Source organism: Mesorhizobium sp. M0954 (assembly GCF_040319155.1).
In the GTDB taxonomy this organism is placed as follows: Bacteria; Pseudomonadota; Alphaproteobacteria; order Rhizobiales; family Rhizobiaceae; genus Mesorhizobium.
In genome coordinates this window covers 198,785-223,194 of record NZ_JAMYNR010000010.1, presented here as the reverse complement: position 1 = coordinate 223,194, position 24,410 = coordinate 198,785, and the positions used below count along the sequence as shown (strand labels likewise).

Genomic DNA, 24,410 nt, shown 5'->3' with positions numbered 1-24,410 from the left:
CTTACCGGTGTATGTGTCTCTCCGGCGAAACGTTAAGAACAGGTAAATTGGTTTGGCCCTAACCACGGAAGCCTCTCGCTACAGGCCCTCCGCCATATGGCAATTGCGCCTCTCCTTGTTCATGGCGACATACGTTTTAGGCGCATCTGCACTATATCCAGAAATATTCTATACGTCCGCCTTAATCTATTCTCACAAGTTTCTTGTTGGCATTCCGGTGTTGTTTATCGGTGGCGTCTGCTGTGCCGCGCTAATCCATGGCCGGCGGCAACCGGTTCGCTACGCACTGGATTTGGTTCAAGGGCGCTGGCGCGGTTGTCTGCTGGTGCTGCTGTTCTTCTTTGCCAGCTTGACCGCGTTCTCTACCTACAAGATCGCCATCCCGTCCGTCGTCCCATACTATGCCGACAACTGGTTGGCCGACGCTGATGAATGGCTGCACGGGATGCCGCCATGGGAGATCGTCCATAAGCTCGACAGCAACAATTGGTCGTTCGTCGTCTTCAACAGCTATGAAGTCATTTGGTTTTACCAGTGGTTCGGCGCCATCCTTTTCGTGTCGCTCTGGTCGGACGAGATTGCCCGCATCCGCTATCTCTGCGCAGCAGCGCTGACGTTGTCCGTCCTCGGAACGGTCTTGGCCGTGGCGCTGGCATCGGTCGGACCGGTTTACTACCACCACTTTGTCGGCGTGGATCGCTTCCACGGATTGAATGCGGCCCTGGACAGGCTGGACCATAGTTACATGGTGCGGGAACCCGCGGCATATCTCCTGATGGCTTACCAAAGCGGCCGGCCAAGTCTTGGCGGCGGCATCTCGGCCATGCCAAGCATGCATGTCGCCTTTGCCGCATTGAACGCCTATTTGCTGTCATCGATCAATCGCTGGCTTGGCGTTCTGGGTTGGACCTTTGCAGCCCTGATCCTGTACGGATCGGTGTTCACCGGCTGGCACTATGCCGTGGACGGCTACGCATCGATCGTTGTTGTGTCGGTGATTTGGTGGGCGACCGGACGCCTGGTGCGCGAATAGTTATGTGCGCTTGTCGATAGATGGCCATGCCTGCCGATGGCCACTTCGCATAAGCCAAACTCGCGACCGCAATCAGGCAAAAAGCACGTGCCCCGACAAGGACGCTCCCTGCCGTGCTCGAATTCAACGGGCAAGAGATTCCGCTTTCGAATTTGATGGTGCGGTCGAGATGCAGCGCCGCAACGCCTCCCGCGTTGATTTTAAGCCATTTTTCTACGATTCCGTGGCGATTTGTATTGAGGATGGTTCGGCAGCGGCAAAGCATGTAGTTCCGGCCAGCCACCATCGGCAGGCAGCTGGCAGCCTTGCCATCACATCCTCCTCTGACGAACACCTAGTACGGTCAACCCTTAGCTGCCGCGCCGCGCCGCTCGAGCGCGGTCTTGCGGATGGTTTCTGCGATCTCCGGGCTGCTGCTGCACAGCATCTGGAAATCCGCCGAGTGTAGCGACAGGAGTGAGACCACCGTTGTGGCGCTGACGGTCGCCGAGCGCGGTTCGCCGGTGATCAGCGCCATCTCGCCGAAGAAGGCGCCAGGGCCCAGATCCACCGGGTTCGGCGTCGCGACGCTGACGCGCCCCTCCACGACGAAGAACATCTGGTCACCGGTCTCGCCATTGCGGCAGATCACAGCGCCCGCCGGCACGATGCGAGGTCGTAATGCGCGCACGATCTCGACTAGTGTGGCCGGGCCGAGCTTCTGAAACAACGGCACGGCGGCGACCAATTGCCAATTGCGGACGAAATCCTCGCGACGGACTTCTTGATAAAAGCCGGTGGCAAGAATGCCAGCCCAGAGCGCGAAGATGCCGATGCCACTCATCATGACCGCCCCGGCAAGGACGCGGCCGGCGAAGCTTTCCGGAATAGCGTCGCCATAGCCGGTGGTGGACAGCGTGACCACCGCCCACCACATTGCCTGGGGGATGCTGCCGAACTGTTGCGGTTGGACGTCGCGCTCGATGACATAGGCTGCGAGCGCAAAACCGAAAAGAACGATGCCGAAGACCGTGGCGACGCCGATCAGGTTGCGCGCTTCGTTGGTCAGGATTCTGCCCAGCAGCGGGAAGAAAGTTGAGTCGCGCAGCGGTTTCAGCAGCCAGACAGCACAGTAGAGGCTCCGGTCGGGCGTGCCGACGAGCAGAAATGCGGCGAGTGGAACCAAAACCGCGAGCACATCAATGGCGATTGCCGGCGTCCTGTCCCGAACGTCTCCCGCCCGGCGCTTGTGCAGTTTCTCGGCCAATTCCAGGAGATAGACGCCCCAAATGACCGCCAGCACGGCAGCCAAAGCCAGTCTGCTTCGTCCGGACAGGTCCGGTGTCGTGAGCGTAGCCACCGCCACAAGCCCAGTCGCAGCCAGCACCGCGTTGAGCAGCGCGTAAATTCTTAAGAAAGGCAGTACCGACATTCTATGCCCACGAGCGGATACTACCCTCCAGAATAGGAGCCTTCAAGGCAAGCGCAAAGGTGCTTATTTTCGCTGCGATCGTCGCTGGACCATAGGCCATGAACCATCCGATCAGCGTCGAGATCGAGCTGCCCCTCGAACCACACCCAGCGCCGGCTCGTTCTGGGTTGGACCTTTGCAGCCCTGATCCTGTACGGATCGGTGTTCACTGGCTGGCACTATGCCGTGGACGGCTACGCATCGATCATTGTTGTGTCGGTGATCTGGTGGGCGACCGGACGCCTGGTGCGCGAATAGTTTGCACGCCAACCGCATAGATGGCTCCGCGCGCCGATTGCTTCTTCACTGGGCCACATTCGTGATCGCAACCAGGCAAAAAGCCTCGCGCCCGACAAGGACGCTCCCCGCCGTGCTCGAATTCAACGGGTTAGAGGTTCCGCTTTCGAATTTAATGGTGCGGTCGAGAAGACTCGAACTTCCACGGGTTGCCCCACAGCGACCTCAACGCTGCGCGTCTACCAATTCCGCCACGACCGCACGTGGTAGGAGCCGGAACCAACCGGCCCGCGGCGTGTAGCAAATCGTTTCCGGTGAAACAAGTGCGCGGCCAGCAATAATCGGCCGGACATCGGCATAACTGTTCAAGGGCCGAACGTGCCGGAACTGGACGTTTGTACCGATTGCCGCCATATGAGTGGCGAGACGAGATATCATGACAGAACGCAGCCAGATCGCCACGTCGTTCCTGCCCTTGCCCGGCTCGGCGCCGGTCGAATGGCGCATCGAGCCGGGGCTCACCGCCTATCCCGATGCGCTCGCCGTGATGGAGGCGCGCGCCGAGGCAATCCGCAGCGGCGCCGCCGGCGAGATGGTCTGGCTGGTCGAGCACCCGCCGCTCTACACCGCCGGCACCAGCGCCCGCATCGAGGACCTGATCGAGCCGGACCGTTTCCCGGTCTTTGCCGCCGGGCGTGGCGGCGAATACACCTATCATGGGCCGGGCCAGCGCGTCGCCTACGTCATGCTCGACCTGAAGCGGCGGCGCGAGGATGTCCGCGCCTTCGTCGCCGCACTCGAACAATGGATCATCGGCTCGCTGGCCGCCTTCAACGTACGCGGCGAACGCCGCGAGGACCGCGTCGGCGTCTGGGTGGTTCGGCCGGACCGCCCCGCTTTGCCCGACGGCTCGGCGGCCGAGGACAAGATCGCCGCCATCGGCATCAGGCTGAGGCGCTGGGTGAGCTTTCACGGCATCGCCATCAATGTCGAGCCGGACCTTAGCCATTTCAGCGGCATCGTGCCGTGCGGCGTCCAGGATCACGGCGTCACCAGCCTTGTCGACCTCGGCCTTCCCGTAACCATGGCCGACCTCGACCTGGCGCTGAAATCCGCTTTCGAGGACGTGTTCGGGCCCGCCGCGGTGTCGCCTGTCGAAGTATCCCGCAAGGCCGGCTGAAACACTCGCCCAATGCCTGCGCCAATATGCGAAGGCGGCCCTCGCTCATCAGCATCGAGCCCGCCCTTGAGCTCAATCCTCACATCGCGCCGATCCAGATTGCCATGGAAATGAGGAACGTGCTCATGCACACCAGCGAGACGACATCCTGAACAAGATCGGTCATAACTCTCTCCTGTTGTTAGTATGTTCGTATTTTGTTCTAATTTTGTTCGAATGTCAACGATCGCAGTCCGGGCGTCACCGGAATTTGCGCCCGGTCAATTCGACAGGGTTAAGAAAGGGTTGAGAGGGAAATGCCGAGCGTTTCGCGGCCGACAGGCGCGCGAAAGCGGCGGGACGGCGCACGGCAGCTCGCAGGCCGTCATCGCCTCAATTGCAGCGCACTCTAAAGCGGCACGACCTTGCCGTCGGCCAGCGTCACGCGGCGGTCCATGCGCGAGGCGAGCTCGTGATTGTGGGTGGCGATGAGCGCCGCCAGGCCCGATTGCCGGACCAGTGCCGCCAGCGCCTCGAACACATAGGAAGCGGTCACCGGGTCGAGATTGCCGGTCGGCTCGTCGGCCAAAAGCACCAGCGGCGCATTGGCGACGGCACGCGCGATGGCGACCCGCTGCTGCTCGCCGCCGGAGAGCTCGGAGGGGCGATGCTGTGCCCGCTTGCCGATCTGCATATAGTCGAGCAATTGCGCCGCGCGCTCGGCCGCCTCCTTGCGCGGCAGCCCTTTTATCAGCTGCGGCATCATGATGTTTTCCAACGCAGAAAACTCAGGCAGCAAATGATGGAACTGGTAGACGAAGCCGACATCGTTGCGGCGGATCGCCGTGCGTTCGTCGTCGGAAAGCCGGCCGCAGGCGCGCCCCGCCAGGATCACGTCGCCGGCGTCCGGTCGCTCCAGCAGCCCGGCGGTGTGGAGCAGCGTCGACTTGCCGGTGCCCGACGGCGCCACAAGCGCCACCATCTCGCCACGTTTCAGCGAAAAATCGGCGCCGTTCAGGATGGTCAGCTTGCGCGGCCCCTGCACATAGTGCCGCTCGACGCTCTTCAGCTCGATAATGGCCTCGGCCATCATTCGTACCTCAGCGCTTCGACCGGATCGAGCCTGGCCGCGCGCCACGCCGGAAACAGTGTCGCCAGGAACGACAGCGCCAAAGCCATGAGAACGACCGAGATCGTCTCGCTGGCATCCATGCGGGCCGGCAGCTGGCTTAGGAAATAGAGCTCGGGATTGAACAGCCGCTCGTTGGCCAGCCAGGAGAAGAACTGGCGGATGCGCTCGACGTTGAGGCAGATCACGATGCCGAGCAGCACGCCGGCGATGGTGCCGACAACGCCGATCGCAGCCCCGGTCATCAGGAAGATGCGCAGGATCGCGCCGCGCGTGGCGCCCATGGTGCGCAGGATGGCGATGTCGTGGCCCTTGTCCTTCACCAGCATGATCAGGCCGGAAATGATGTTGAGCGCCGCCACCAGCACGATCAGCGTCAGGATCATGAACATGACGTTGCGCTCGACCTGCAGCGCGTCGAAGAACGTCTTGTTACGCTCCCGCCAATCGACGAGGGTGATCGGCCGTTGCGCCGCCTCTTCGACCTTCGGCTTCAGCGCGTCGATATTGTCGGGATTGTCGGCGTAAATCTCGATCGTCTGCGCCCGGCCGTCCATGTTGAAGTAAAGCTGCGCTTCCGAAAACGGCATGTAGACGATGGAGCTGTCATATTCCGACATGCCGACCTCGAAGATCGCGGTTATCGGATAGCCTTTCATGCGCGGCGTCGTGCCGAGCGGCGTGACGTCGCCCTCGGGCGAGATCAGCGTGATCGTATCGCCGAGCACAAGGCCGAGATTCTCGGCCATGCGGCTGCCGATGGCGACGCCCTCGCCGGTGTCGAAGCCGACGATCGAGCCCGCCTTGATGTTGTTGGCGACGATCGTGATCTTGCCGAGATCCTCGCCGCGTATGCCGCGCACCAGCGCGCCGGTGCCGCCGCCGACATTGCCTTGCGCCAGCACCTGCCCGTCGATCAGCGGGATGGCATATTTGACGCCGGGCACGCCGTTGATGCGGCCGGCGACCTGGTCATAGTCCTCCAGCGGCATGTCGAGCGGCTGCACGATCAGGTGCCCGTTGACGCCAAGGATGCGCGTCAAAAGTTCGGCGCGAAAGCCGTTCATGACCGCCATGACGACGATCAGCGTGGCGACGCCCAGCATGATGCCGAGGAAGGAGATCGAGGCGATCACCGAGATCACCGTCTCCTTGCGACGCGAGCGCAGATAGCGCCACGCCACCAAGCGTTCGAAGCCGGAAAAAGGCCCGGCGCCCGATGGTCTTGCTGCCGCCGCTTCGTTCATGCGGCGGCACCGAAACGCTTTTTCACGTCGCCGATCGGCAGCGTCTCGCGCTCGCCGGTCCTGCGGTTCTTGATCTCGACCTCGCCGGCGGCGACACCACGCGGCCCGACGATCACCTGCCACGGGAGCCCGATCAGGTCGGCGGTGGCGAACTTGCCGCCCGGCCGCTGGTCGGTGTCGTCGTAGAGCACCTCCTTGCCGGCGGCGGCAAAGGCGGCATTCAGCTCGCCGCAGACGCGGTCGCATTCGGCATCGCCAGCCTTCATGTTGATCAGGCCGACATCGAACGGTGCCACCGCCTCCGGCCAGATGATGCCGTTATCGTCATGGCTGGCCTCGATGATCGCCGCGACCAGCCTGGACGGGCCGATTCCGTAGGAACCGCCAGAAACGAAATGATCCTTGCCGTCCGGCCCGGTCACCTTGGCGCCCATCGGCTTGGAATATTTGTCGCCGAAATGGAAGATATGCCCAACCTCGATGCCGCGCGCCGAGACCCGGTCGCTCGCGGGCACCTTCTCCCACGCCGCCTCGTCATGCATCTCGTCGGTGGCGGCATAGGGCGTCGTCCACGTCGTGACGATGCCGCCGATCTCGGCGTCGTTCGAAAAATCAGTGTCTGCGCCGGGCACTGCCAGCGAAAGATAATCGCGATGGCAGAACACCTGGCTCTCGCCGGTGTCGGCCAGGATGATGAACTCATGGCTGAGGTCGCCGCCGATCGGCCCGGTGTCGGCGCGCATCGGAATGGCCTGCAGCCCCATGCGCGTAAACGTCCTGAGATAGGACACGAACATGCGGTTATAGGCGGCCTTGGCGCCTTCATAATCGAGGTCGAAGGAATAGGCGTCCTTCATCAGGAACTCGCGCGAACGCATGACGCCGAAGCGCGGGCGCACCTCGTCGCGAAACTTCCACTGGATGTGATAGAGATTGAGCGGCAGGTCCTTGTAGGACTTGACATAGGAGCGGAAGATCTCGGTGACCATCTCCTCGTTGGTCGGCCCGTAGAGCATATCGCGGTCTTGCCGGTCCTTGATGCGCAGCATCTCCTTGCCGTAGTCTTCATAGCGGCCGCTTTCGCGCCACAGCTCGGCCGATTGGATGGTCGGCATCAGGATTTCGAGTGCGCCGGCGCGATTCTGCTCCTCGCGAATGATCCGGCAGACCTTGTCCAGCACCCGCTTGCCGAGCGGCAGCCAGGAAAAGCTGCCCTGCCCCTGCTGGCGGATCATGCCGGCGCGCAGCATCAGCCGATGCGAGACGATCTCAGCCTCGCGCGGATTTTCTTTGAGGATGGGCAGGAAATAGCGCGACAAACGCATGAACTGGTCCGTGAGAGAGGATGGCGGCGCCGGAATCGGCGCAGCGCAGGCTTGCTTGCCCCGGCTTCATAGCCATTTCATGGCGGAATGGAAACCCGGCCCAGGCGCTGCACAGGCGCCGCAATTGCCGCACACGGCTTGCTGGGCGTTTCGCAAGCAACGCCTGCCGTACTATTGTGCACTGCAGCACGAGATTGCCTGTTTCTGGGCAAAATTCTTCGTGACATTTTCACCCGCCTTAGGCTAGTGTGCCCCCATAACCGAGAGGGTAGAGAAAAATCTGCCCTCCTACGCGGTCAAAGTCTTGGGAGGATGCGATCTAGGCGCGGTAACTCGCTGCCGCCGGACACCGGAAACAGATCGGACGCGTTTAAATTGCAAGGCCTCGCGCCTTGCATTTTTTTTGTGCAATCATCTGGTTAGCACGACAGATTACCAACCTACATGACGTTGCGTCAGCCCAGACCCGCCCCGGCCTTTACTTTGGGTTGACCTTGCTGGCTCAGCTTGATTTCAGAGCCTCGGCTAGGCTGGGATAGTCGGACACGGTAGGTAGCCGGCTAATGCGCTGGGCTCTGGTTGAAATCCGGCACGATGTGCGGGATGTCGTCGATGCCGAGGCCAAGCCCTCTCGTGATGCCGTAGAAGATACCCATGAGGACCAGCGTGGCTATCGTCGTGCGCAGCGCGGCGCGCAGCATGTGCGGTCCGCGCGGTGCGCTCGGAACCGTGCCAAGCGTCACGTCCCGATCCTCGTCCTGCGTCCGCATGCTGAACGGCAGGACGGCGAACAACACCACCCACCACGTGGCGAAGAACAGGGCGATAAACGAAACCCAACTCATGCTTGCTCCAGTTCGACCAGCGTGCCGAAGAAATCCTTGGGGTGCAGAAACAATACCGGCTTGCCATGTGCGCCGATCTTCGGATTGCCGTCGCCGAGCACGCGCGCGCCGCTGGCCTTGAGACGGTCGCGCGCCGCAACAATGTCATCCACCTCATAGCAGACATGGTGCATGCCGCCGGACGGATTCTTCGCGAGGAATGCGGCGATCGGCGAGGCTTCGCCGAGCGGCTCGAGCAACTCGATCCTGGTGTTGCCGACATCGACGAACACCACCGTAACGCCATGCTCCGGCAGCGCCTGCGGCGCGGTCACGCGCGCGCCAAGCGTATCGCGATAGACCGCCGCGGCCGCGGCCAGATCCGGCACCGCAAGCGCGACATGGTTGAGACGTCCGAGCATAGAGTGCTCCCGGTTAGGGGAGTAGGGGAATAGGGAAGTACGGGAGTAGGGAAAACAAGTTTGGAGAGTGCAAATTATCTGTTCTTCCCTACTCCCCTACTGCCATACTCCCCTACTCCCTCATCTTGTGACGAACACCGTCACCAGCGGCTTCTTGCCCCTGGCTTCGTTGGCCGCGCCGCGCACCGCGCGGCGCACCGCCTCCTGGACCAGGTCGAGGTCTTTTCGGCGCTGGCGGGGGATGGAGTCCACGGCGCCGATTGCCGCATCGATCATCAGGTCTTCCAGGCTCTCACCGCTGCCGTCGGCCTCGGCGACGCCGATGGCGACCAGATCGGGATCGCCGGCAAGCTCGTATTTGTCGTCGAGCACGACATTGACGGCGACATGGCCGGCAAAGGACAGCTTGCGGCGGTCGCGAATGCCCATCGCCTGGTCGGTGCCGATCAGCCTTCCGTCCTTGTAGATGCGGCCGAACGGCACCTGGTCGATGATGGCGGCGGCACCCGGATACAGCCTGAGCATGTCGCCGTCGCGCACCTGCGCGACCTGGCCGATGCCGGACGTCGACATCAGCGAGCCCTGCGCCACCAGATGCGCCGCTTCGCCATGCACGGGAACGCCGATCTGCGGCCGCACCCATTCATACATCTTGCGCAATTCGCTGCGGCGTGGATGGCCGGAGACATGCACCAGCGCATCGCCGTCCTCGATGATCTTGATGCCGAGATCGATCAGGCGGTTCTTGATTTCGAGGATCGCCTTCTCGTTGCCGGGAATGGTGCGCGAGGAAAACACCACCGTGTCGCCGGCCGTCAGCGCCACCGACTTCATCTCGTCGCGCGACAGCTTGGCAAGTGCGGCAAGCGGCTCGCCCTGGCTGCCGGTGCAGATGATGACGAGGTTTTCGCGCGGGATGAAGCCGTAATCCTCCTCGGCGATGAATTCCGGCAAGCCGTCCATATAGCCGAGTTCATCAGCCACATCGATGACGCGCTTCATCGAGCGGCCAATCACCAGGCACTGGCGGCCGGCATCCCGCGCCGCCTTGGCGATGGAGACGATACGCCCGACATTGGAGGAGAAGCTGGTGACGGCGACCCGGCCCTTGGCGTTCTGGATGACGCTCTTGAGGCCCTCGCCCACCGCCACTTCGGACGGCGATTCCCCTTCCCGCATCGCATTGGTGGAATCGCAGACCAGCGCCAGCACGCCCTTGTCGCCATAGGCTCGGAAGCGCGCCTCGTCGGTCATCGGCCCGACCGTCGGCGCCGGATCGATCTTCCAGTCGCCGGTATGGATGACGACGCCGGCCGGCGTCATGATCGCCAGCGACATCGGCTCGGGAATGGAGTGCGCAACAGGGATGGCCTCGATCTCGAACGGGCCGACGGTGAATTTCTCGCCGGCCCGGTAGATCGTCACCGGGATCTTCGGCGCCCCTTGCTCACCCTGCCGCTTGGCTTCCAGCAGGCCGGCGCTGAACGGCGTCATCCACACCGGCGCCTTGAGCTTCGGCCAGATGTCGTGGAGCGCGCCGTAATGGTCCTCATGCGCATGGGTGATGACGATGCCGCGCAGATTGGCGACACTCTCCTCGATGAAACGTGTGTCGGGCAGAACCAGGTCGACGCCGGGCAGGGTTGCATCGGGAAAGGTGACGCCGACGTCGACGACGATCCATTCGCGCGCATTGGCCGGCCCATAGCCGTAGAGGGCGAAGTTCATGCCGATCTCGCCGACACCGCCGAGCGGCACGAAGACAAGTTCGGCGTTTTCCGCTGTCGCCATGGTCTTTCCTTCCTTGCCGGTCAAAATTGCGGGCCGGTCAAAATTGTCGGCCGGTCAAAATTGTCGGCCGGTCAAATTCAAGCTGGTCAAATGCTGGCCAGTCAAACGTATTGGCCGGTCAAACGCCGGCCGAGGCAACCGCGCCGAAATGCACGTCGCCGGCGGCGATCGTCAGAACCGAACCTTCATCGTCGCGGATCACGAAACGGCAGTCCTCGTCAATGGTCTCGAAGGTGCCGCGCACCACATTACCGTCAATTCTGACAGCAACCTGCCCGCCAAGCCCCGCCGCACGCGCCAGCCACCGCCGCCTGACGGCGGCAAGCCCACGCCCTTCGTTCCACAGCCGCGCATTCTCGCTCCAGGCATCCGACAGCGCCAGAAACAGCGTCTCGGCATCGCAAGCAGACCCCAACGCGCTGAGCGACGTCGCTGGATAAGGCAAATCCTTGGGATAAGCCACCACGTTGACGCCGATGCCGACAGCCACCGCCGAACGGTCGCCATCCAGCATCGCCGATTCCAGCAGGATGCCGGCGAGCTTGGCGCCCGAGGCAAGCACATCGTTCGGCCATTTCAGTTCGAAACGGTTCTTGCCTTGGCTCGCACCATCGAGGCCGATCGCGATCCTGCCCTTCGGCACGACAGCGTCGAGCGCGTCGGCCAGCGCCAGTCCGGCAACGAAGCCGAGCGTCGCGGCAAGCCGAAGCTCGGTGTTGGTGATCACCAGCAGCGTCGCTGCCAGATTGCCCTCGGGCGTCGCCCAGGCGCGGCCACGGCGGCCACGCCCGGCTTCCTGCTTTTTTGAGACGACCCAGAGTTTGCCCGGATCGCCGGCCCGCGCGTGCTCCAGCGCCAGCGCATTGGTGGAGCCGACCGTGTCGTGCGCCTCGAGCCGGAACCCGTCCGAAGCCGCGGTTGGAGCCAGCCTGAACGTCATTCCGTCAGAAGAAGGTCTTGGCCGCGGCAGCGGCGTAGGTTCCGATCGGGCCGCCGATCAGCACGTAGAACAGCACGAAGGCGCCGCAGACGCCGAGCACGACGCGCAGTTCGGTCGCCATCGGCACGAAGCCGCCGACCGGTTCGTCGAACCACATGATCTTGATGATGCGCAGATAATAATAGGCGCCCACCACAGAGGCCAGCACGCCGATGATCGCCAGCGCGTAGAGGTTGGCATTGATGGCGGCGAGGAACACGTACCATTTCCCCCAGAAGCCGGCGAGTGGCGGGATACCGGCCAGCGAGAACATCAGGATGGTGAGGATCGTCGCCATGATCGGATTGGTCGCCGACAGGCCAGCGAGATCGCTGATCTGCTCGACATTGCCCTCCTTTCGCCGCATGGCGAGGATGAAGGCGAAGGTGCCGAGCGTCATCACCAGATAGATCAGCATGTAGATGGCGACGCCGCGCACGCCGTCCTGGCTGTTGGCGGCAAGGCCGACCAGAGCATAACCCATATGGCCGATGGAGGAATAGGCCATCAGCCGTTTGATGTTGGTCTGGCCGATGGCCGCGAAGGCACCAAGCGCCATCGAGGCGATCGAGATGAAGACGATGATCTGCTGCCAGTCGGCGGCGATCGGCTTGAAGGCGCCCATGGTGACGCGCACCATCAGCGCCATCGCCGCCATCTTCGGTGCCGCCGCCAGAAAAGCCGTCACCGGCGTCGGCGCGCCTTCATAGACGTCGGGCGTCCACATATGGAACGGCACCGCCGAGATCTTGAAGGCAAGGCCGGCCAGCACAAAAACCAGGCCGAAGACGAGGCCGAGCTGGCGCTCGCCGCCGCTCAGCGCCGCGGCGATCTCCTGGAAGCCGGTGTTGCCGGTGTAGCCGTAGACCAGCGAGATGCCGTAAAGCAGCATGCCCGATGACAGCGCGCCAAGGACGAAGTACTTCAGCCCGGCCTCGGTCGAGCGCAGATTGTCGCGGTTGATCGCCGCCAGCACGTAGATCGCCAGCGATTGCAGCTCGAGGCCGAGATAGAGCCCGATCATGCCGTTGGCCGAGATCATCAGCATCATGCCGAGCGTGCAGAGCAGGATCAGCACCGGATATTCGAACTTGTCGAAACGCTCCGCCTGGGCAAAGCGGACCGACATGACCAGCGTCACCGCCGAGCCGACCAGCGCCAGCACCTTCATGAAGCGGGCGAACGGATCCTGGATGAAGGCTTCGCCATAGGCGTTGCCCTGTCCCGGCGAAAAGACCAGCCAGGCGCCGGCGATCACCAGCACGGCGACGGCAAGGCCGCTCACCGTGACGGTGGTGTTGGCGCGCGAATAGGCGCCGAGCATCAACAGCGCCAAGGCGCCGATGGCGAGGATCAGCTCTGGCGTCGAGAGCGACAGGCTTGAGAGAAGGTCCGGCGTCATGGTTCGCAAACCCCCAGTCAGTTCGCCGCCGCGGTCTGCGCGGCGCCGATGGATGCGGTGACATTGGTAACGAGCGCCTTGACCGATTCGGCGGTCGCGTCGAAGATCGGCGCCGGATAGACGCCGAAGAAGATGACCAGCGCGACCAGCGGATAGATGATCACCTTCTCGCGCGTCGACAGGTCGAGCAGGCCTTTCAGGCTTTCCTTGGTCAGCGCGCCGAAGATCACCTTGCGGTAGAGCCAGAGCGCATAGGCCGCCGAAAGGACGACGCCGGTGGCGGCGAAGAACGCCACCCAGGTGTTGACCCGGAACACGCCGAGCATGGTCAGGAACTCGCCGACGAAGCCGCTGGTGCCGGGCAGGCCGACATTGGCCATGGTGAAGATCATGAACACGGTTGCATATTTCGGCATGTTGTTGACCAACCCGCCATAGGCGTCGATGTCACGCGTGTGCATGCGGTCGTAGACGACGCCGACGCAGAGGAACAGCGCGCCGGAGACCAGGCCGTGCGACAGCATCTGGAAGATCGAACCCTGGACGCCTTCCTGGTTCATCGCGAAGATTCCCATGGTGACGAAGCCCATGTGAGCGACCGACGAATAGGCGATCAGCTTCTTCATGTCCTCCTGCATCAGCGCCACCAGCGAGGTGTAGATGATGGCGACGACGGAAAGCGTGAAGATCAGCGGCGCGAACATTTCGGATGCGATCGGAAACATCGGCAGCGAAAAACGCAGGAAGCCGTACCCGCCCATCTTGAGCAGGATGGCGGCCAGGATCACCGAGCCGGCTGTCGGCGCCTCGACATGCGCGTCCGGCAGCCAGGTATGCACCGGCCACATCGGCATCTTCACCGCGAAGGATGCGAAGAAGGCAAGCCACAGCCAGGTCTGCATATTGGCCGGGAAGTTATGGGTCAGAAGCGTCGGGATATCGGTGGTGCCGGACTGGAAGAACATCGCCATGATGGCGAGCAGCATCAGCACCGAGCCGGCCAGCGTATAGAGGAAGAACTTGAACGAGGCATAGACGCGCCGCTTGCCGCCCCACACGCCGATGATGATGAACATCGGGATCAGGCCGGCTTCGAAGAAGACGTAGAACAAGACGATGTCGAGCGCGCAGAACACGCCGATCATCAGCGTCTCGAGCAGCAGGAAGGCGATCATATAGGCCTTGACGCGCTTCTCGATCGATTCCCACGAGGCGAGGATGCAGAGCGGCATCAGGAAGGTGGTCAGGATGACGAACAGCATGGAGATGCCGTCTACGCCCATATGGTAGGAGATGCCGGAATCCAGCCAGGCAAATTTCTCGACGAACTGGAAGCCGGGCTGCGAATTGTCGAAGCCGGTCCAGATGAACAGCGAAACCACGAAGGTGAACGCAGTCGTGAACAGCGCGATGGCGCGGATGTTGCGGCGCGCGTTCTCGCTGTCGTCACGCACGAAAAGGATGAGCAGCACACCAACCAGCGGCAGGAAGGTGACCAGAGATAGGATCGGCCAGGCGGTCATCAGAGCATCATCCAGGTGACGAGTGCGGCAACGCCGATCAGCATGGCGAAGGCATAGTGGTAGAGATAGCCGGTCTGCAGCTTGACGACCCGGTTAGTGACGTCGACGACGCGCGCCGAAATGCCGTCCGGCCCGAGCCCATCGATGACGGTGCCGTCGCCGGTCTTCCACAGGAAGCTGCCGAGGCGCTTTGCCGGCCGCACGAACAGGAAGTCGTAGAGCTCGTCGAAATACCATTTGTTGAGCAGGAAGGCGTAGAGCAGGCGATGGTTGGCGGCGACGCTCCGAGGCATTTCCGGCGCGCGAATATAGAACTGCCAGGCAATCGCAAAGCCGATCAGCATGGCGATGAACGGTGACAGCTCGACCCACAACGGCACTTCGTGGATTTCGTGCAGGATGTGGTTGTCCGGCAGCGTGAACAGCGACGCCTTCCAGAATTCGGCATAGCCCTCGCCGATGAAGGCGCCGTGGAAGATCACGCCGGCGAACAGAGCGCCCGCCGCCAGGATGAACAGCGGCACCAGCATGACCGGTGGCGATTCATGGACATGATGCATGACCTCGTGGCTGGCCCGCGGCTCGCCGTGGAAGGTCATGAAGATCAGCCGCCAGGAGTAGAACGAGGTGAAGCAGGCGGCAATGACCAGCAATATGAAGGCAAACGCGGCGACCGCATTGTGGCCGGCGAAGGCCGCTTCGATGATGGCGTCCTTGGAAAAGAAGCCGGCCGTGCCGATGATCGTCACCGGGATGCCGACACCGGTCAGCGCCAGCGTGCCGATCACCATCATCCAGTAGGTCTTCGGGATGAGCGTCCTCAGGCCGCCCATTTTGCGCATGTCCTGCTCGTCGGAGACGGCGTGGATGACCGAGCCCGAGCCGAGGAACAGCAGCGCCTTGAAGAAGGCGTGGGTGAACAGATGGAAAATCGCCGCGCCATAGGCGCCGACGCCGAGCGCCACGAACATGTAGCCGAGCTGCGAACAGGTCGAATAGGCGATGACGCGCTTGATATCGTTCTGGACGAGACCGACGGTCGCCGCGAAGAAGGCGGTGAAGGCGCCGATGAAGGTGACCACGGTCAATGCCGAATGCGACAGCTCGAACAGCGGCGACAACCGCGCCAGCATGAACACGCCTGCCGTCACCATGGTCGCGGCATGGATCAGTGCCGAGACCGGCGTCGGGCCCTCCATGGCATCCGGCAGCCAGGTGTGCAGCGGCACCTGCGCCGACTTGCCCATGGCGCCCATGAACAGGAGCAGGCAGACGACCGTCATCGCAGCCTGCTTGTCGAGTGCATAGCCGAGGAAGGTCAGCACGGCCGCGCCTTGCGGCGCGCCTTCCGCCGGAATGAACGTCGCCGCATTGGCGAAGATGGTGCCGAGATTGACCGAGCCGAACAGCACGAACACGCCGAATATGCCGAGCGCAAAGCCGAAATCGCCGACGCGGTTGACGACGAAGGCCTTGATCGCAGCCGCATTGGCCGACGGCTTCTTGTACCAGAAGCCGATCAGCAGATAGGAGGCAAGGCCGACGCCTTCCCAGCCGAAGAACATCTGCACGAGGTTGTCGGCCGTCACCAGCATCAGCATGGCGAAGGTAAACAGCGACAGATAGGCGAAGAAGCGCGGCCGGTCCGGATCGTGATGCATGTAGCCGATCGAGTAGATGTGGACCAGCGACGACACCGTATTGACGACGACCAGCATGACCACCGTCAGCGTGTCGATCCTGAGCGCCCAGGACGCCTCCAGCCCGCCCGACTGGATCCAGCGCAGCACCGGCACGGTGAACACCTCGCCGCCGCCGAAGCCAACCGAGAAGAAGGCGACCCACGACAGCACGGCCGCGATCACCAGGAAGCCGGAGGTGATGTATTCTGAAGCCTTGGCGCCGAGCGAGGTGCCGAACAGGCCGACGATCAAGAAGCCGAGCAGCGGAAGGAAGACGATGGCCTGATACATGGTGGTTCCGTCAACCCTTCATCATGTTCACGTCTTCGACCGCGATCGAGCCGCGGTTGCGGAAGAAGACGACGAGAATGGCAAGGCCGATCGCCGCTTCGGCCGCGGCGACCGTCAGCACGAACAGTGCGAACACCTGGCCGACCAGGTCGCCGAGCGCCGCCGAAAAGGCGACGAAATTGATGTTGACGGCAAGCAGGATCAGCTCGATCGACATCAGGATGACGATGACGTTCCTGCGGTTCAGGAAGATGCCGAACACGCCGAGCGTGAACAGGATCGCCGATACGGTCAGGTAGTGCGCGATGCCGACGACCATCTCAGACTCCTTCGCCCGTCTTGACCTTGCGGATTTCCACTCCGGTTGCTGCCGTGCGGCCGACCTGGGCGGCGATCGACTGCCGCTTGACGCCCGGCTTGTGGCGCAGCGTCAGCACGATGGCGCCGATCATGGCGACCAGCAGCACCAGCCCCGCCACCTGGAAGTAATAGAGGTAATCCGTATAGAGGATGTCGCCGAGCGCTGCCGTGTTCGAGCGCGCGGCCAGGTCCGGAATGGGCTTGGCGACCGTCGCCGCCAGTTTCGGCGCGAATGTATAGCCGCCGAGCACCACGATCAGCTCCGCCGCCAGGATCAGCCCGACCAGCGCGCCGATCGGTGCATATTGCAGGGCGCCTTCCTTCATTTCGGCGAAGTCGACGTCGAGCATCATGACGACGAACAGGAACAGCACCAGCACCGCGCCGACATAGACGACGAGCAGGATCATCGCCAGGAACTCGGCGCCGGTCAGCATGAAAAGGCCGGCGGCGTTGAAGAAGGTCAGGATCAGGAACAGCACCGAATGCACAGGATTGCGCGCCGATATGACCATGAACGCCGATGCCACCGCGACAAAGGCGAAGAGGTAGAAAAAGGCCGCCTCTAGTCCACTCAGCATGGGTTCCCCCGGGTTTCCTGTCAGAACAGGACGTTCGTCCTGTTTTTTGCCACCGCCTCCGGTCGGCAAGTTGCGTGTTCCTTAAACGAGGCCCCTCGCCCCGTCCATGCGTCAAATATCAGCGGTAAGGCGCATCCAGCGAGATGTTGCGCGCCAGTTCACGCTCCCAGCGGTCGCCATTGGCCAGGAGCCTGTCCTTGTCGTAATAAAGCTCCTCGCGCGTTTCGGTCGCGAATTCGAAATTCGGGCCCTCGACAATGGCGTCGACCGGGCAGGCTTCCTGGCAGAAGCCGCAGTAAATGCATTTCACCATATCGATGTCGTAGCGCACGGTGCGCCGTGTGCCGTCGTTGCGGCGCGGGCCGGCCTCGATGGTGATGGCCTGCGCCGGGCAGATCGCCTCGCACAATTTGCAGGCGATGCAGCGTTCCTCGCCGTTGGGATAACGGCGCAGCGCATGTTCGCCACGGAAGCGCGGGCTGACCGGCCCCTTTTCATGCGGATAGTTGATCGTCTCCTTCGGCGCGAAGAACTGGCGCATCGACAGGAAGAAAGCGCTGACGAAATCCTGCAAAAGCAGTGACTTGGCGGCCTGGGATAATGCTGACATCAGGCAAACCCGGTGAGTTTGAGGAAAGCGGCGGTAGCGACCACCATGAACAGCGAGATCGGCAGGAAGACCTTCCAGCCGAGCCGCATCAGCTGGTCGTAGCGGTAGCGCGGCACGAACGCCTTCACCATGGAGAACATGAAGAACACCAGGCAGACCTTGAGTACGAACCAGATCAGCCCCGGCACCCAGGTGAACGGCGCGAAGTTGAAGGGCGGCAGCCAGCCGCCAAGGAACAGGATGGTGGCCAGCGCGCACATCAGGACGACGGCGACATATTCGCCGAGGAAGAACAACAGGAACGGCGTCGAGGAATATTCGACCATATGGCCGGCGACGAGTTCCGATTCGGCTTCCACAAGATCGAAGGGCGGCCGGTTGGTCTCGGCCAACGCCGAGATGAAGAAGACGATGAACATCGGGAACAGCGACAGCCAATGCCAGTCGAGGAAGGTGTTGGGCAGGCCGAGCCGCGTGCCCAGCCCGTCCTGTTGCGACAAGACGATGTCGGACAGGTTGAGCGAGCCGACGCAAAGCAGCACGGTGACGATGACGAAACCGATCGAGACTTCGTAGGACACCATCTGCGCCGCCGAGCGCAGCGCGCCAAGGAACGGGTATTTCGAATTGGAGGCCCAGCCGCCCATGATGACGCCATAGACCTCGAGCGAGGAGATGGCGAAGACATAGAGGATGCCGACATTGACGTTGGCGATCGCCCAGCCCTCATTGACCGGGATAACCGCCCAGGCAGAGATCGCCAGCACCGCCGACACCAAAGGCGCCAGCAGGAAAACGCCCTTGTTGGCGCCGGACGGGATGACCGGCTCCTTGAAGACGAATTTCAGCAGATCGGCGAAGGCCTGCAGCGTGCCCCATGGGCCAACGACATTCGGGCCTCGGCGCAATTGCACCGCCGCCCAGATCTTGCGGTCGGCGTAAAGCACATAGGCGACGAAGATCAACAGAACGACGATCAGCACGACCGACTTCAAAAGGATCAGCAGCGCCGGCAGCACGTAGAAGGAGAAGAAGGTGTCCATGTCTACTCCGCCGCCTGCCTGAAGCCGTTCTTCGCCAAAGCCGAGCACTCGGCCATCACCGCGGAAGCCCGCGCGATCGGGTTGGTCAGGTAGAAATCCTTGACTGGCGAGGTGAAGGTGTCTTTGTTCAGCCGCCCGCCGAGCTTGGCAACCCTGGCGATGTCGGCCGGGTCGCCGGCCGCGACATGGTCGATGCGGGCAAGATGCGGGTATTCCGCATAGAGCTTTGCGCGTAGCTGCGGCAGCGAATCGAAAGGTAGCTTCTTGCCGAGCACATCCGACAGTGCCCGAAGGATCGCCCAGTCCTCGCGCGCCTCGCCGGGCGCGAAGCCGGCCCGGTTCGTCTGCTGCACGCGGCCTTCGGTGTTGACGAAGGTGCCCGACTTCTCGGTATAGGCGGCACCCGGCAGGATGACGTTGGCGCGGTGTGCGCCCTTGTCGCCATGCGTGCCGATATAGACGACGAAAGCGCCGCCGGTCTTGGCCATATCGATTTCGTCGGCGCCGAGCAGGAACAGCACATCGGTCTCGCCCAGCATGCCGGCGACGTTCCTGCCGCCCTCGCCCGGCACAAAACCGACATCGAGGCCGCCGACGCGTGCCGCGGCGGTGTGCAGCACGGCAAAGCCGTTCCAGTCGGCCCTGGCGGCGTTGACGGCGACGGCGAGCTTCGCCGCCTGGCCGAGCACGGCCGCCCCGTCCGGACGCGCCAGCGCACCCTGTCCGACGATGATCAGCGGATGCGTCGCCTTCTTCAGCAGCTGGAAGAACTTGCCGTTACCGTCGGCCAGATCCTTCAGCGATTCCGGCCCGGCGCCGAGCTGCTCGTAATCATAGCGTGTATCGCCGACATCGCCGATGACGCCGACCGGCAGATTGCCGGCCCGCCAGCGCTTGCGGATGCGGGCGTTGAGCAAGGATGCCTCGAAGCGCGGATTGGCGCCGATGATCAGCACCGCATCGGCCTGTTCGATGCCTTCGATGGTCGGGTTGAACACATAGCTCGCCCGGCCGAGCGACGGATCGAGTGCGGCGCCGTCCTGGCGGCAGTCGGTGTTCTTTGAGCCGAGCGAAGCCATCAGAAGCTTCAGCGCGTAGATCTCCTCGACGGCGGCAAGATCGCCGGCAATGGCACCGATCTTTTCGGGTGCCGCATTCGACACCGCTTCCTTGATCGCGGCAAAAGCCTCGGCCCAGCTTGCCGGGGCCAGTCTGCCGTCCTTGCGCACATAGGGGCGGTCGAGGCGCTGCGTGCGCAGACCGTCCCAGATGAAGCGAGTCTTGTCGGAAATCCACTCCTCGTTCACCGCCTCGTTGGTACGCGGCAGGATGCGCATCACTTCGCGGCCTCGGCTATCGACGCGGATCGCGGAGCCGACGGCGTCCATCACGTCGATGGATTCGGTCTTGGTCAGTTCCCACGGCCGTGCCTGGAAGGCGTACGGTTTGGAGGTCAGCGCACCAACCGGGCAAAGGTCGATGACATTGCCCTGCAGTTCCGAAGTCATCGCGCTTTCGAGATAGGTGGTGATCTCGGCATCCTCGCCGCGGCCGATCAGGCCGAGCTCCGATATGCCGGCAATCTCGGTGGTGAAACGGACGCAGCGCGTGCAATGGATGCACCGGTTCATGATCGTCTTGACCAGCGGCCCGATATACTTGTCTTCGACCGCCCGCTTGTTCTCGTGGTAGCGCGATGAATCGACGCCGAACGCCATCGCCTGGTCCTGCAGGTCGCACTCGCCGCCCTGGTCGCAGATCGGGCAGTCCAGCGGATGGTTGATCAGCAGGAATTCCATCACGCCTTCGCGCGCCTTCTTGACCATCGGCGTGTTGGTGAAGATTTCCGGCGGCTCGCCGTTCGGGCCTGGGCGCAGGTCGCGCACGCCCATGGCGCAGGACGCCTGCGGCTTGGGCGGGCCGCCTTTCACCTCAATCAGGCACATGCGGCAATTGCCGGCGATCGACAGCCGCTCGTGGAAGCAGAAGCGCGGCACTTCCGCGCCGGCGTCCTCGGCCGCCTGCAGCAGCGTGTAATGGTCGGGTACAGTGATCTCTTTCCCGTCGACCTTGAGCTTTGCCATTTCGCCTCAAACCCCTGCGGACGTTCCGCAATCTTTCCTTCCGGGCGCAGCCGAGACCGCGCACGATATTGAATTCACTTTTTGGCCCCGGCCAACGCGGCCGCCTGACCGATCCAGCCGTCACGGCCGATGCGGCCCTTCAACGACAGGTAATCTTCGACCCAGGCGATCTCTTGCGGCGTCCACGCGGCGATCTGGGCGTATGTCCAGATGCCAAGGCCGTTCAGCACCTTTTCCAGTTTCGGCCCGATGCCCGATATCGCCTTGAGGTCGGCCGGCTCGGCTGGCCGATCCATCGGCTTGGGCTGCTTGAAATCCTCCGGCATCAGCCCGGCCGACGCATCCGCTGCAACGGTGCTCGCATTCGCCAAGCTCCGCGCCGCGGTGCTCGTCGCAATGTCGGTCACATCATTGGCAAAGGACTGCGCCTCGGCAATCAGGGTTTTGGTCGCCGCGCGCGCCTTTGTCGAGGAGCTTTTGCCGGTTGCGGAAAAGCGTTCCGTTCGCGCCTCGAAATCCTCGGCGACCGGTTGCCAAAGCCGCTGCGAGGTCTCAGCGGCGCCTGAAAGCACGCCCATCCAGATACCAAAGGCGTGGTTGGCAAGGCCGATGCCGAGTGCCGTCATCGCCGCCGCGCCCGCGACAGGATGCGCCAGGAGATTGACGGCATTGGCCATCTCCTTCGGCATCATCCTGGTCAGATCCTGGTTCATCTTCAACAACGGGTCCATATCGGGCGTAAAATCGTCGGGTGTCGAAAACAGCGACATAGGTGGTCTCCTGGTCGTTTCCGTCTGCCCCGCGCTCGTTTCCTCGTTTCGGACATTCGCCCGCATTTTGAATTCTTCTATTCCGCCGCCGCCAGCACCGGTTCGGCGCGGTGTGCGTTGCGCGAAAACTCGTCGATGCGCCGCTCCACCTCGCCGCGGAAATGCCGCATCAGGCCCTGGATCGGCCACGCCGCCGCATCGCCCAGCGCGCAGATCGTATGGCCCTCGACCTGCTTCGTCACGTCGAGCAGCATGTCGATCTCACGCTTCTGCGCCTCGCCGCGCACCAGCCGTTCCATCACCCGCCACATCCAGCCGGTGCCCTCACGGCAGGGCGTGCACTGGCCGCAGCTCTCGTGCTTGTAGAAATAGGACAGCCGCGCGATCGCTTTCACGATATCGGTCGATTTGTCCATGACGATGACAGCCGCCGTGCCGAGGCCCGATTTCAGGTCGCGCAGCGCATCGAAATCCATCGGCGCGTCGATGATCTGCTCGGCCGGCACCAGCGGCACCGAGGCGCCGCCCGGAATGACCGCCAGCAGGTTGTCCCAGCCGCCGCGAATGCCGCCGCAATGCGTCTCGATCAGTTCGCGGAACGGGATCGACATCGCCTCTTCGACGGTGCACGGATTGTTGACGTGGCCGGAGATGCAGAACAGCTTGGTGCCGACATTGTTGGGCCGGCCGAAGGACGAGAACCAGGCGGCACCGCGGCGCAGGATGGTCGGCGCGACAGCGATGGACTCGACATTGTTGACCGTCGTCGGGCAGCCATAGAGGCCGACATTGGCCGGAAATGGCGGCTTCAGCCGCGGCTGGCCCTTCTTGCCCTCGAGGCTTTCGAGCAGCGCCGTTTCCTCGCCGCAGATATAGGCGCCGGCGCCATGGTGCATGTAGATGTCGAAATCGTAGCCGGAGGTATTGTTCTTGCCGATCAGCTTGGCCGCATAGGCCTCGTCTATGGCGCGTTGCAGCGCCTCGCGCTCGCGGATGAACTCGCCGCGCACATAGATGTAGGCGGCGACCGCGCCCATGGCGAAGCCGGCAAGCAGGCAGCCTTCGACCAGCGTGTGCGGGTCATGGCGCAGTATGTCGCGGTCCTTGCAGGTGCCGGGCTCGGATTCGTCGGCATTGACGACGAGATAGCTCGGCCGGCCGTCGCTTTGCTTGGGCATGAACGACCATTTGAGCCCGGTCGGGAAACCGGCGCCGCCGCGGCCGCGCAGGCCCGATGCCTTCATCTCGTTGACGATCCACTCGCGCCCCTTGGCAACGATGCCGGGCGTGTTGTCCCAGGCGCCGCGCGCCATGGCGCCGGCCAGCGACTTGTCGAAGCGGCCGTAGATGTTGTTGAAGATGCGGTCTCTGTCCTGAAGCATTGCTCGTTCCTCAGACCGGCTTCTTGCCGGTCGGCCGGCTCCTGTTTCCGGGCGACGGCTTGGCCGCCTTGGCGGCAGCCTTCGCCGGTTTGACCTTGGCCTCCGGCGCTTTGAAAGCAGACGCCGGCTCGGCCTTGTTCTTGGGGCCCTTGCGCTGTTTCGAGACGTCCTCGACCTGCGGTTCGGCCTTGTTGGCATTGGCGGCCGAATGCAGAGGCGCTGCGACGCTCGCCGCCCTTTCCGCCGCGGGCGCGACTTTCGTCGCCGACGGCGATTTCAGCGCCGGGTTGGTCTCGACCGCGTCGGTCTTCGGCTTGCTGGCATTCGAGGGCGCAACCGGCGCCGGCGCGGCAGGAGCAGCTGGCGGAACTGATGCTGCGGCGGCAGCCGCCGGCTCTGCATCCTTGGCGGCCTTGGTCGCCGCCCTGGTTTCCCGGTCGCGGGTCGCCTTGAGGATCGCCTTTTCGCTCTTGAGGGTCGTCAGGCCACTGGCCGGCTCAGAGGTGATGCGGCCGTTTTGCGGTCCTGGCGTCACCGAAGCACCTTTGCCGGCGTCATAGAGGTCGATGATCTCGGCAAGCCGCTCCGGCGTCAAATCCTCATAGGTGTCCTTGAATATCATCACCATCGGTGCGTTGACGCAGGCGCCGAGGCACTCGACCTCCTCCCACGACAGCGTGCCCTTGTCGTTGGTGTGGAACTGGTCGTGATGGATCTTCGAGCGGCACACATCCATCAGCGCTTCCGAGCCGCGCAGCATGCAGGGCGTGGTGCCGCAGACCTGGATATGCGCGCGGGTACCGACCGGATTGAGCTGGTACTGCGTATAGAAGGTGGCGACTTCCAGCCCACGGATATAGGGCATGTCGAGCATGTCGGAGATCGTTTCGATCGCCGCCTTGGTCACCCAGCCTTCCTGCTCCTGCGCCAGCATGAGCAAGGGGATAATCGCGGATTGCTCGCGCCCCTTCGGATATTTCTTGATCCACTGCTTCGCCGCCGCCGCATTCGCCCGGTTGAAGGCGAAGGAGGCTGGCTGGAGGCTGGCTTCTGCGAGACGGCGGACTGACATGGAGTTTCGCTTTT

The 24,410-nt window shown here is 63.0% G+C and carries 21 protein-coding genes and 1 tRNA gene; 2 read left to right on the top strand and 20 right to left on the bottom strand.

The annotated features are described in order from the left end of the window. Nucleotides 1-121: 121 nt before the first annotated feature. The gene (locus NKH93_RS16485; protein WP_352539759.1) at nt 122-1,033 is read left to right on the top strand and encodes a phosphatase PAP2 family protein; all 912 of its coding nucleotides are present in this window, start codon (nt 122-124) and stop codon (nt 1,031-1,033) included. 343 nt (nt 1,034-1,376) lie between these two features. On the opposite strand, the gene NKH93_RS16480 is transcribed toward NKH93_RS16485, so the two are convergent. Both NKH93_RS16480 and NKH93_RS16470 read right to left on the bottom strand, forming a co-directional pair. After that, complete coding sequence (locus NKH93_RS16480) at nt 1,377-2,444, bottom strand: cyclic nucleotide-gated potassium channel (protein ID WP_352970894.1); 1,068 nt, start codon at nt 2,442-2,444, stop codon at nt 1,377-1,379. A gap of 452 nt (nt 2,445-2,896) precedes the next feature. Further along, nucleotides 2,897-2,981 (bottom strand) — tRNA-Leu (locus NKH93_RS16470). Between the two features lie 175 nt (nt 2,982-3,156). On the opposite strand from NKH93_RS16470, the gene lipB reads away from it, so the two are divergent. Continuing rightward, nucleotides 3,157-3,900 (top strand): lipoyl(octanoyl) transferase LipB, encoded by a 744-nt coding sequence (gene lipB, locus NKH93_RS16465; protein ID WP_352450002.1) that lies wholly within the window; start codon nt 3,157-3,159, stop codon nt 3,898-3,900. Nucleotides 3,901-4,288: 388 nt separating this feature from the next. Here the strand turns inward: lipB and NKH93_RS16460 are convergent, their stop codons facing one another. The 18 genes from NKH93_RS16460 to nuoE form a co-directional block, all read right to left on the bottom strand. Then, nucleotides 4,289-4,972: an ABC transporter ATP-binding protein gene (locus NKH93_RS16460; RefSeq protein ID WP_254818120.1), complete on the bottom strand. Its 684-nt coding sequence runs from the start codon at nt 4,970-4,972 to the stop codon at nt 4,289-4,291. Further along, the gene (locus tag NKH93_RS16455) at nt 4,969-6,255 is read right to left on the bottom strand and encodes a lipoprotein-releasing ABC transporter permease subunit (RefSeq protein ID WP_352705018.1); all 1,287 of its coding nucleotides are present in this window, start codon (nt 6,253-6,255) and stop codon (nt 4,969-4,971) included. Before NKH93_RS16455 ends, NKH93_RS16460 begins: the two co-directional genes overlap by 4 nt. Further along, on the bottom strand, nt 6,252-7,580 hold the full coding sequence (gene proS / locus NKH93_RS16450) for a proline--tRNA ligase (RefSeq protein ID WP_352539626.1): 1,329 nt from the start codon (nt 7,578-7,580) through the stop codon (nt 6,252-6,254). Before proS ends, NKH93_RS16455 begins: the two co-directional genes overlap by 4 nt. 560 nt (nt 7,581-8,140) lie before the next feature. Further along, nucleotides 8,141-8,425, bottom strand: a complete 285-nt coding sequence (locus NKH93_RS16445; RefSeq protein ID WP_352470241.1) for a DUF1467 family protein — start codon at nt 8,423-8,425, stop codon at nt 8,141-8,143. Then, the gene (gene mce / locus NKH93_RS16440; protein WP_352450005.1) at nt 8,422-8,826 is read right to left on the bottom strand and encodes a methylmalonyl-CoA epimerase; all 405 of its coding nucleotides are present in this window, start codon (nt 8,824-8,826) and stop codon (nt 8,422-8,424) included. Before mce ends, NKH93_RS16445 begins: the two co-directional genes overlap by 4 nt. Nucleotides 8,827-8,946: 120 nt before the next feature. Beyond that, nucleotides 8,947-10,617 (bottom strand): ribonuclease J, encoded by a 1,671-nt coding sequence (locus NKH93_RS16435; RefSeq protein WP_352970891.1) that lies wholly within the window; start codon nt 10,615-10,617, stop codon nt 8,947-8,949. Between the two features lie 118 nt (nt 10,618-10,735). Further along, nucleotides 10,736-11,557 carry a biotin--[acetyl-CoA-carboxylase] ligase gene (locus tag NKH93_RS16430; RefSeq protein ID WP_352768816.1) on the bottom strand — a complete coding sequence of 274 codons (822 nt, stop codon included), beginning with the start codon at nt 11,555-11,557 and terminating at the stop codon, nt 10,736-10,738. 4 nt (nt 11,558-11,561) lie between these two features. Then, the gene (gene nuoN, locus NKH93_RS16425) at nt 11,562-12,998 is read right to left on the bottom strand and encodes an NADH-quinone oxidoreductase subunit NuoN (protein ID WP_352470239.1); all 1,437 of its coding nucleotides are present in this window, start codon (nt 12,996-12,998) and stop codon (nt 11,562-11,564) included. A gap of 17 nt (nt 12,999-13,015) precedes the next feature. Continuing rightward, nucleotides 13,016-14,521 carry an NADH-quinone oxidoreductase subunit M gene (locus tag NKH93_RS16420; RefSeq protein ID WP_352681670.1) on the bottom strand — a complete coding sequence of 502 codons (1,506 nt, stop codon included), beginning with the start codon at nt 14,519-14,521 and terminating at the stop codon, nt 13,016-13,018. Next, the gene (gene nuoL / locus NKH93_RS16415) at nt 14,521-16,494 is read right to left on the bottom strand and encodes an NADH-quinone oxidoreductase subunit L (RefSeq protein WP_352970887.1); all 1,974 of its coding nucleotides are present in this window, start codon (nt 16,492-16,494) and stop codon (nt 14,521-14,523) included. The genes NKH93_RS16420 and nuoL overlap by 1 nt, the downstream gene beginning before the upstream one ends. A gap of 10 nt (nt 16,495-16,504) precedes the next feature. After that, on the bottom strand, nt 16,505-16,813 hold the full coding sequence (gene nuoK / locus NKH93_RS16410) for an NADH-quinone oxidoreductase subunit NuoK (RefSeq protein WP_023676620.1): 309 nt from the start codon (nt 16,811-16,813) through the stop codon (nt 16,505-16,507). 1 nt (nt 16,814) lies between these two features. Next, nucleotides 16,815-17,435: an NADH-quinone oxidoreductase subunit J gene (locus tag NKH93_RS16405; protein WP_023676621.1), complete on the bottom strand. Its 621-nt coding sequence runs from the start codon at nt 17,433-17,435 to the stop codon at nt 16,815-16,817. 118 nt (nt 17,436-17,553) lie between these two features. Beyond that, a complete protein-coding gene (gene nuoI / locus NKH93_RS16400) occupies nt 17,554-18,045 on the bottom strand; it encodes an NADH-quinone oxidoreductase subunit NuoI (RefSeq protein WP_023676622.1) in 492 nt (163 codons plus the stop codon). After that, entirely contained in the window at nt 18,045-19,088 is a 1,044-nt protein-coding gene (nuoH, locus tag NKH93_RS16395) for an NADH-quinone oxidoreductase subunit NuoH (RefSeq protein WP_352450011.1), read from the bottom strand. The genes nuoI and nuoH overlap by 1 nt, the downstream gene beginning before the upstream one ends. A gap of 2 nt (nt 19,089-19,090) precedes the next feature. Next, complete coding sequence (gene nuoG, locus NKH93_RS16390) at nt 19,091-21,172, bottom strand: NADH-quinone oxidoreductase subunit NuoG (RefSeq protein ID WP_352970884.1); 2,082 nt, start codon at nt 21,170-21,172, stop codon at nt 19,091-19,093. A gap of 74 nt (nt 21,173-21,246) precedes the next feature. Beyond that, nucleotides 21,247-21,942: a helix-hairpin-helix domain-containing protein gene (locus NKH93_RS16385; RefSeq protein ID WP_352458243.1), complete on the bottom strand. Its 696-nt coding sequence runs from the start codon at nt 21,940-21,942 to the stop codon at nt 21,247-21,249. A gap of 77 nt (nt 21,943-22,019) precedes the next feature. Next, a complete protein-coding gene (nuoF, locus tag NKH93_RS16380) occupies nt 22,020-23,324 on the bottom strand; it encodes an NADH-quinone oxidoreductase subunit NuoF (RefSeq protein ID WP_023676626.1) in 1,305 nt (434 codons plus the stop codon). A gap of 10 nt (nt 23,325-23,334) precedes the next feature. Next, nucleotides 23,335-24,396 (bottom strand): NADH-quinone oxidoreductase subunit NuoE, encoded by a 1,062-nt coding sequence (nuoE, locus tag NKH93_RS16375; protein WP_352919425.1) that lies wholly within the window; start codon nt 24,394-24,396, stop codon nt 23,335-23,337. Nucleotides 24,397-24,410 lie beyond the last annotated feature (14 nt).